Here is a 3,059-nt window from a genome sequence, read left to right on the forward strand (position 1 = left end):
TCCAGCAGCATGTCGCCCGAGCAGAGCTCAAGGCCTGAGCCGCCTGTTGCCGGATGCAGGCCGGCGATGGCGAGCGCCCTGCCCGTCTCCACCTTGCAGGCAACCGACTGGTCGTCGATCGAGCCCTTGGCGCGAAGCGTGATCATGGCCTGCGAAGCGTCGTCACGATAGGCCTGCTTCAGCGGCGCCTGCATGGCCTTCAGTTCGGTCGCATCCATCCGCTTTCCCCTTTCGTCGACTGCTTGCGTCACCGGCATGCGCCGTCCGGTCAAGATTTGCGCCGATCACCTTGGGAAGGCAATGCCATTCCGCAACAGGTGCCAGCCGCCTACACCGATATCCCAAATGGGACATTGACGGACAAGGTCCCAAAAAAGTCTGATCCGGGCAAGTCATCACTCCATTTCCCGGCGGTCCCCGATGCCTCGAACCCTCTCGACAAGGCCGAAACAGGATGGGTTTCGCGCGCCCGGCGAATTCGAACCCAAGTCAGGCTGCTGGATGATCTGGCCGGAGCGGCCGGACACCTGGCGCCTCGGCGCCAAGCCCGCGCAAAAACTGTTCGCCGATGTCGCCGCGGCGATCGCGCAAAGCGAGCCGGTGACGGTGGCGGCTTCTGCTCGCCAGTGGCAGAATGCCCGAGCGCGATTGCCTGGCCATGTGCGTGTCGTGGAGATGTCCACCAATGATTCCTGGCTGCGCGACAGCGGTCCCAACTTCGTCGTCAACGATCAAGGCGACGTGCGTGGCGTCGATTGGATCTTCAACGCCTATGGCGGTTTTGACGGCGGCCTCTATTCGCCATGGGACCTGGATGACCTTGCGGCGCAAAAAGTGCTCGAAATCGAGAACATGGATCGCTACCGCGCACCTCTGATCGCCGAGGGTGGCGGGTTGCAGTGCGACGGTCAGGGCACGCTCATCACGACGGAGCAATGCCTGCTCAACCGAAATCGCAACGCTCATCTCGGCAAGGCCGAGGTGGAGCGCCAGCTTGGCGACTATCTCGGTGTCGACACCGTCATCTGGCTGCCACGCGGCTTTGCCTTCGACGAGACCGACGGCCATGTCGACGACGTCTGCTGCTTCGTGCGCCCCGGCGTGGTCGTGCTGAGCTGGACCGACAATCGGGACGACCCACAATATGAGATCGTGCGCGAAGCCGAGGCGGTGTTGCGTTCGGCTCGTGATGCGAAGGGCCGCGCGCTGGAAGTTCACCGGCTGCCCCATCCCTTGCCGATCGAGATGACGCCGGAAGAAAGCGACAGCGTGGACCGGCTGGATTCGACCTGGGCGCGACCGGCCGGAAACCGGATCGCGGCGAGCTACATCAACTACTATCCGGGCAACAGCGTCGTGGTGGTGCCGCAGTTCGGCTGCGATCTCGATGTGAAGGCCAAGCGGACGCTGGCCGAGCTGTTTCCCGACCACCGAATAGTCGGCATCGAAAACTCGCGAGAGATCCTGCTGGGCGGCGGCAATGTCGCCTGCATCACCTTGCCGGTCTATGCCCCGCAACGACGTTGAGGGACGGAGCATGCCGAGAACACATAGCGAAAACGGAGGACATTCATGCGCGCTCTGATCTTCTCAACCCTGCTTGCCTGCGGCGTCTGCGCAAATGCGGCTTCGGCGGACGAGGAAAAGATCGTCAACGTCTACAACTGGTCCGACTACATCGCGCCGGACACGGCCGAGAAATTCGAGAAGGAAACGGGAATCAAGGTTCGTTACGACGTCTATGACGGCAACGAGGTGCTTGAGACCAAGCTGCTCACCGGCGGCTCCGGATATGACGTGGTCTACCCTTCAGCCTATCCGTTCCTCAAGAACCAGGTGAAAGCAGGGGCTTTCCTGGAACTCGACAAATCGAAGCTTGCCAACCACTCGAAGATCGATCCGCAAGCCCTCGCGCTGATCGCCGGCGCCGACCCGCAGAACCTGCATGCAGTGCCCTATATGGCGGTCACCGACGGCATTGGCTACAACGTCGCTGCGGTGAAGCAGCGGCTGCCGGACGGGCCGACAGATTCCTTCGCCATGGTCTTCGACGTCGATGTGGTCAAGAAGCTGTCCGATTGCGGTGTAGCTATCATCGATGCGCCGGCTGAAGTCATCCCGATGGCGATGAACTACCTTCACATCAACCCCAAATCGACCAGTCCCGACGACCTCGCCAAGGTCGAGGACCTGCTGGTCAAGGTGCGGCCCTACATCCGCTATTTCCATTCGTCGAAATACATCAACGACCTCGCCAACGGTGACATCTGTGTGGTGTTGGGCTGGTCGGGCGACATACTCCAGGCAAGGACCCGTGCGGCGGAATCCGTGAAGAAGCTGGAGATCGCCTATTCCATCCCCAAAGAAGGCACGCTCATCAACTTCGATACGATGGCGGTACCGAAAGATGCGCCGCATCCCGACAACGCCCAGGCCTGGATCAACTTCAATCTGCGGCCCGATATCGCCGCGGCCAATTCCAGCTATGTCTCCTACGCCAATGCGATACCGGAGTCCCTGCCGCTGATGGACAAGGCCATAGCCAGCGACCCCGGCGTCTTTCCGCCTGATGCCGTGAAGGCCAAACTGTTCGTGGTGGACAACAACGACCCAAAGCTGCTGCGATCCCAAAACCGCATGTGGACGCGCATCGTGACGGGACAATAGAGCAATTCCAGAAAAAGTGCGCAGCGGTTTTCCCGGGAAAAGCGCGTAGCGCTTTCCCTTGGGAATTGCGTCAAAGCAAAAAGACAGAGCCGGGCGGAAGCCGTCAGGCTCAAGCGGCTTCGCGGATGGCCGCCAGCAACTCGACCTGGGAGTGCACACCGAGCTTGCGATAGATCTGCTTGATGTGGTTGCGGACGGTCCCGGGCGAGATGGCGAGGCATCGCGAAATCGTCTTGGCGTTGCCACCATCGACCAGATGCCGCGCAATCTCGGTCTCGCGCCTGCTCAGCCGCGAGCGAGCGTCACCGATTGCGGCGCCCTTGTGCCGGAAGCGGCACAGATGGAGCAATCTTTCCAAAATGAGCCTTGTCGCGCTGCTTGCCGCGCAAGCC

At 61.3% G+C, this 3,059-nt stretch carries 3 protein-coding genes and 1 pseudogene; 2 read left to right on the forward strand and 2 right to left on the reverse strand.

The window, feature by feature from the left end:
* Positions 1-218: pseudogene (locus EN969_RS24115) on the reverse strand (OsmC family peroxiredoxin); the annotation flags it as partial.
* Positions 219-420: 202 nt separating this feature from the next.
* Here EN969_RS24115 and aguA point away from each other — a divergent pair.
* Positions 421-1,527, forward strand: coding sequence for an agmatine deiminase (gene aguA / locus EN969_RS24120; RefSeq protein WP_013532533.1), 1,107 nt, complete (start codon positions 421-423; stop codon positions 1,525-1,527).
* Between the two features lie 45 nt (positions 1,528-1,572).
* Positions 1,573-2,667 carry a polyamine ABC transporter substrate-binding protein gene (locus EN969_RS24125; RefSeq protein ID WP_013532534.1) on the forward strand — a complete coding sequence of 365 codons (1,095 nt, stop codon included), beginning with the start codon at positions 1,573-1,575 and terminating at the stop codon, positions 2,665-2,667.
* 109 nt (positions 2,668-2,776) lie between these two features.
* Here the strand turns inward: EN969_RS24125 and EN969_RS24130 are convergent.
* Positions 2,777-3,059, reverse strand: a 283-nt coding sequence (locus EN969_RS24130; RefSeq protein ID WP_164758449.1) for a LuxR C-terminal-related transcriptional regulator, incomplete at its 5' end; no start/stop codon positions are given.

It is taken from the genome of Mesorhizobium sp. M7A.F.Ca.CA.003.01.2.1, from assembly GCF_003998945.1.
GTDB lineage: Bacteria > Pseudomonadota > Alphaproteobacteria > Rhizobiales > Rhizobiaceae > Mesorhizobium > Mesorhizobium ciceri.